The 5,549-nt window shown below is 71.7% G+C and carries 8 protein-coding genes; all 8 read right to left on the reverse strand.

What is annotated here, in order from left to right; genetic code table 11:
* On the reverse strand, positions 1 to 529 hold a 529-nt coding region (locus KBX53_RS20505), incomplete at its 3' end, for a hypothetical protein (protein WP_210861068.1).
* A 22-nt stretch (positions 530 to 551) separates the two neighbouring features.
* Positions 552 to 1,265 carry a uracil-DNA glycosylase gene (locus tag KBX53_RS20510; RefSeq protein ID WP_210861070.1) on the reverse strand — a complete coding sequence of 238 codons (714 nt, stop codon included), beginning with the start codon at positions 1,263 to 1,265 and terminating at the stop codon, positions 552 to 554.
* Positions 1,266 to 1,284: 19 nt separating this feature from the next.
* Positions 1,285 to 1,971 carry a dienelactone hydrolase family protein gene (locus tag KBX53_RS20515; RefSeq protein ID WP_030328776.1) on the reverse strand — a complete coding sequence of 229 codons (687 nt, stop codon included), beginning with the start codon at positions 1,969 to 1,971 and terminating at the stop codon, positions 1,285 to 1,287.
* Between the two features lie 198 nt (positions 1,972 to 2,169).
* Positions 2,170 to 2,706 (reverse strand): hypothetical protein, encoded by a 537-nt coding sequence (locus KBX53_RS20520; protein ID WP_030328778.1) that lies wholly within the window; start codon positions 2,704 to 2,706, stop codon positions 2,170 to 2,172.
* Positions 2,707 to 2,836: 130 nt separating this feature from the next.
* Positions 2,837 to 3,862 (reverse strand): hypothetical protein, encoded by a 1,026-nt coding sequence (locus KBX53_RS20525; protein WP_210861072.1) that lies wholly within the window; start codon positions 3,860 to 3,862, stop codon positions 2,837 to 2,839.
* Positions 3,859 to 4,191: a PadR family transcriptional regulator gene (locus tag KBX53_RS20530; protein ID WP_030328782.1), complete on the reverse strand. Its 333-nt coding sequence runs from the start codon at positions 4,189 to 4,191 to the stop codon at positions 3,859 to 3,861. The genes KBX53_RS20525 and KBX53_RS20530 overlap by 4 nt, the downstream gene beginning before the upstream one ends.
* 164 nt (positions 4,192 to 4,355) lie before the next feature.
* Entirely contained in the window at positions 4,356 to 5,297 is a 942-nt protein-coding gene (locus KBX53_RS20535) for a Ppx/GppA phosphatase family protein (protein WP_210861077.1), read from the reverse strand.
* Positions 5,298 to 5,319: 22 nt separating this feature from the next.
* Positions 5,320 to 5,549 (reverse strand): helix-turn-helix domain-containing protein (locus KBX53_RS20540; RefSeq protein ID WP_210861074.1); only part of this gene is annotated, 230 nt, incomplete at its 5' end.

Genomic DNA, 5,549 nt, shown 5'->3' on the forward strand with positions numbered 1-5,549 from the left:
TCTCCTCCAGCCGCACCCAGCAGGCGATCACCGCCACCCGCGGGTCGGTGTCCCGGTCGTCGAGTTCCACCAGGCCGGCGTCGAGGGCGGCGACGACCTCGCGGGCGGTGCCCTCGGCGGTCCGACGGCCCCGCTGCGCCGGTAGCGCCCGGGTGGTGCGGCGCAGCGCGCCCCGGACCAGGACCCAGCAGAGGTAGCCGAGCGCGGCCAGGATGGCCAGCCCGAGCAGGGCCACGGCCACCTTGCCGACCCACTCCGGAATGTGCGCCTGGGTGGCCTCGCCCGCGTCGCGTGGCTCGATCGGGATGGACGGTGACGGCTCGACGGTCGGGTACTCCGGAACCCAGGGAACGTTGTCCGCGGCCGGCGGGATCCGACTGGCCCCGATCGACGAGTGGGCGGACGCCAGCGCGGCACCGGCGAGCAGGACGGCGACCGCGCCGACCGGCCACCACCGGCGGAGCAGGCCGAGCACCGGACGCAGCGCCGGCTCGGCCAACGGCGCGGGCGGGCGGGTTCCGTCTGTCATCGCCACCACCCCACGCGTCGTCTCAGTCCACTCCGGCCAGCTGTTTAGCCTGGCCGAAGACGTCGTCCAACATCCCTGGTGTCAACCGCCCGGTGAAGGTGTTCTGCTGACTGACGTGGTAACAGCCCAGCAAGTCCGGGGCGTCCGTGCCGGACCAGTGTGCCCCATGACCGAACGCCGGTCGCGGGCTGGGCGGGCGCTGCCCGTACACCGCGCGGAGCACCGGCCACCACGCGGCCCAGGCGAACGCGCCCAGCGCGACCACGACCCGCAGCGTGGGCTGGATCAACGCGACCTCACGGTGCAGCCAGGGCGCGCAGGTGTCCCGTTCCGCCGGGGTCGGCTTGTTGTCCGGTGGCGCACACCGGACGGCCGAGAAGACCCGCAGGTCCCGCAGGGCGAGCCCGTCGTCGGCGGCCACACTCGTCGGCTGGTTGGCCAGCCCGGCCCGGTGCAGCGCGGCGAACAGCACGTCACCCGACCGGTCACCGGTGAAGATCCGGCCGGTGCGGTTGCCACCGTGCGCGGCGGGCGCCAACCCGAGGATCGCGATCCGCGTGTCCGAGGTGCCGAAGCCCGGCACCGGCCGACCCCAGTACTCCTGGTCGCGGAAGGCGGCCCGGCGGGTGCGGGCGACCTCCTCCCGCCACCGGACCAGCCGTGGACAGGCGAAACAGTCGCTCACCGCCGCGTCGAGGTCGGCCAGGTCGGTCGCCCGCGCTGCGCGGGCGACCACCTGTTCGGGGGTACGCGTCTCAGCCAAGCTTGGCCCGGAAGAGTTCCAGGGTGCGGGCCCAGGCGCTGGCGGCGGCGCGCTGGTCGAACGCCTCCGGCCGGTCGTCGTTGAAGAAGGCGTGCGAGGTGCCCGGGTAGTCGTAGAGGTGGCAGTCACCGCCGGCCTCCTCGATGGCCCGACGGGCGGTCTGTACGCCCTCGGCGGTCGAGGTGCCGTCCTCTTCGGAGCAGTGGATGACCGCTGCCTTGCCGGCGTAGTCGGCCCAGTCGGGGCGCATCGACTCCCAGGGCAGCACGGGATAGAACCCGGCGGTGGCGACGATCCGCTCGGAGATGGTGGCCGACCAGAGGGCCAGGCTGCCACCGGCGCAGAAGCCCACGGCACCGACCTTACCGGTGACCTCGGGCCGCCCGGCGAGATAGTCGGCCGCTCCGGCGATGTCCTTCGCCGCCTCGTCCATCCGCATCGCCAGCAGCAGCCGCTGCGCCTCGTCCGGCTCGCTGGTCGTCTCACCGTGGTAGAAGTCCGGGGCGAGGGCCACGAAACCGGCCTCGGCGAACCGGTCGGCCACCGACCGGATGTGCGGGACCAGACCCCACCATTCCTGAATGACGATGACGGCGGGGCTGGCCGTGCCGCTGGCGGGTATCGCGAGATACCCCTCGCTCGTGCCCCCGTTGCTGCGGTAGCTCACCATTTCGCCCATGGGCCGTCCTCCTAGCGGTCAGTCATCGTTGGCTGGTCGCCCAGTGGTCCTACGTGCCGGTAGCCTGCCACGCCACGCGGCCGTCGGGAAGACGCCGGAACAGTGGCATTCACCTCCTGTTCGCCCCCTGGTGACTCCGGGTACGCCGACGGCGGCGGGATGTCTCCCGCCGCCGTCGACACCGGTCCGCCGCTCCGGTCAGACCTTCTTGGTCAGGCAGAGCACGTAGCCCGTCTTGCCCGGCTCGATGCTGGAGAAGATGTACCCCTCCTCGCCCTCCTTGAAGAACTGGGTGCAGGTGGTGTCGGCCTTGGCCTGAGCCTCGCTCTGGCCGTCCACCCGACCGACCACGTTGTACGCCGCGTCGGTGGAGGTGCACTCGACGACCTTGGCGCCGTCGACCTCCTCCTGCTCGGTGCCGGTGATCTCGGGCAGCTCGGCGATGCAGTCGCCGGTCTTGGCGTCCGCGGTCTCGTCCTTGTTGAAGTAGTTGCCGATCGCCGAGGCGACGCCGAACTTCAGGCCGGCGATGACGACGACGGCAAGGACCGCACCGACGATGCCGAGGACCTTCCTACCACCGGACTTCTCCGCCTTCGGCTCGGCTGGCTGCGGCTCGGTCGCCTGCGGCGACTCGCCAGCGGGTTGCTGCGGCGCGGCCGCTTGCGGCGTCTCGACGGCCGGCTCAGGGGTTGCGGCGTCGGACGCGGGGGGCGGTGCGACCTGCTCTGACACGGGGGTTCCTTCCGAGGGGTTGATGAGCAGACGACACCGTAACGATCATTGATTTTCGGTGCCGTCCCGCTCGCCTCGTCCGTTCAGCTATTTCCCAGCTTCACCCGCATGATCCAGTTCACACCTCGGTTCACCGGGTCGGGGTGGGGGTTGGTGTCCCGCTCGGCGGCACTGCGGTGGGCGTACCGTCTGGCGGCGGCGTCCCGGTCGGCCCGGGTGTGCCGCTCGGGTCCGGGGTGCTGGTCGGGTCCGGGGTGCTGGTCGGGTCCGGGGTGCTGGTCGCTGAACCGCGCGGGAGGGGTGCGCCGGGCGCGCGGGGCACGAAGGGCGCCTGCTCCGGGCAGTACGGGTACGCCCGCAGGTTCGGCTTGTCATAGACCTCTTCCGAGCAGTCCGGGTAGCCGAGCCGGATCGGATTGCCGTTCTGGTCGAAGAGTCGGGCGTTCTCCACCAGTCGGCCCTCGCTGTCGTAGACGAAGACGTCCCGGACCCGGTCGTACTGGCTGTCGACCGAGGTCTGGTCGTAGCCGTAGTCGCCGTAGCGCATCCGGTCCTCGGCCTGCATCAGCGCGGCGAACGCGAAGATCACCAGCACCACGCTGCCGACCTGCACGGCCGAGCGCGGCCAGCGGGTCAGCTGAGCCGAGCGGCGGCCGATCCAGATGGAGGCGACCACGAAACCGATCAGCATGATCATGCCGGCGAGCAACTCACCGCCGAACCTCGGCAGCAACCCGAAGCTGCCGCCGGTGCTGATCACGGTGACCAGCATCGCTGCCAGGTAGCCCCGGAGCACCCACCAGCCGGGGCGCAGCAGGTGGAGGAAGTCGCTGGCCGTCGCGTACCCCAGGGGTGGGCCGAGACGGGTGTCCAGGGTGCGCAGCCGGCCGCGGACCCGGGCCATCGCGGTGGCCACCCGCTGGTCGAGATTGCGCCCGCCGCCCGGCGCGGCACCGGCCGCGGCGCGCAGCTCGGCGGCGTACGTCTCGGGCTCGCCCAGTCGCTCGAGAAGGGTGCCCTCGGCCTCGGCGGCGACCTCGGTGAGGTGGTCGGCGAGGTCCTCGGTCAGCTCGTCGCGTTGCGCGGTCGGCAGGTCGGCCAGAGCGGCCCGGACCCGCGCCACGTAGTCGGTGATCTCCTGCTCCGTGACGGTCATGCCGCCATCCCCCGATCGTCGAGCAGACTGTCCATGGTGGTGGCGAACGAGCGCCAGAGCTTGCCGGAGCGGGTCAGTTGGTCGCGCCCCGCGGCGTTGAGTGAGTAGTACTTGCGGTGCGGCCCGGATTCGCTCGGCACCACATAGGTGGTGAGCAGGCCGGCGGCGAAGAGGCGACGCAGCGTCCCGTAGACCGAGGCGTCGCCGACCTCCTCCAGGCCGGCCTCGCGCAACCGGCGCAGGATGTCGTAACCGTAGCCGTCCTCCTCCCGGAGAACAGCCAGGACGGCCATGTCGAGCACGCCCTTCAGCAGCTGTGTGGTGTCCACGCATTGCACACTACTGTGCAATGCGAAATAGCGTCAACGAATCCGCCTCAACACGCCGAGCCGGTCAGGCGCGCGGAAGGTTGATCGACTCGGTTTTCAGGAAGTCGAGGCATCCGAGGCACACGGATACCGCGACTTCAAGGAAGGCGAGTTGATCGAGCCGGCTAGCGCGTGGCCGGCTGGAGGCTCCAGGCGATGCCGTCGAGGATGTCGTGCTCGGATGCCACCACCGACGGCATCCCGGCCCGCTCCATGATCACCCGAAGCACCAGCGCGCCCGCACCGATCACGTCGGCCCGGCCCGGGTGCATCACCGGGTTCGCCAACCGCTGCTCGCGGGTCTGACCCAGCAGCTCAGCGGTCACCCGGGCGTCCTCCTCGTACGACACCCGGGCGTGGTGGGTGCGCTCCGGGTCGTACTCCCGCAGGCCCTGCGCGAGCGCGACCACAGTGGTGACCGACCCGGCTAGGCCGACCAGGGTGGCCGCCTCGCGACCGGGCACCACGGCGAGCGCCCGGTCCACCACTGCCGCGATATCGGCCTGCGCCGCCGCTACCTGCTCGGGCGTCGGCGGGTCACCGGGCAGGTGCCGCTCGGTCATCCGGACGCAGCCGATGTCGACCGAGATCGCCGCACGCACCCCGTCGGCCCGGCCGCCGACCACGAACTCGGTGGAACCACCACCGATGTCGACGACCAGGAACGGCTCCTTCGCGTCGGCGGGCAACCCACGCACCGCGCCGGTGAACGACAACCGGGCCTCCTCGTCGCCGCTGACCACCTCGGGCTCGACACCGAGGGTGGCCCGCACCATCTCGGTGAAGTCAGCGGCGTTGGCGGCATCGCGGGAGGCCGAGGTGGCACACATCCGCACCCGCTGGGCGCCCAGCTTCTCGATGTCGGCGGCGTACGACGCCAACGCCATCCGGGTCCGCTCGATCGCCTCCGGCGCCAGTCGACCGGTGCGGTCCACGCCCTGCCCCAGCCGGACGATCTCCATCCGCCGGGTCAGGTCGACAAGCGGCGCCTGCGGCCCGGCCGACGCGTCGGGCAGGTCGGCGACCAGCAGTCGGATCGAGTTGGTCCCGCAGTCGATGGCCGCCACACGCGTCGTCACGGCAGCAACCTTACGGCAGGACGGGCGGCCACCTGGCGGCTTGGCCGGCCGTGGGCACCGACTCGCCCGCGTCGCCCGACGGGCCCCGTAACAAGCTCGCCCCCAGCGCGGTCAGGTGATGTCGGACGGCCCCGCCCTCGCGCACGCTGGCCACCAGACCGGCGGTCCGCAGGGCGTGGGCGTGCTCCGAGGCCGAGGAGAGACTGATCCCGACCGACCGGGACAACACGGTGGTGGTCC

It is taken from the genome of Micromonospora sp. M51 (assembly GCF_018070305.1).
GTDB lineage: Bacteria > Actinomycetota > Actinomycetes > Mycobacteriales > Micromonosporaceae > Micromonospora > Micromonospora parva.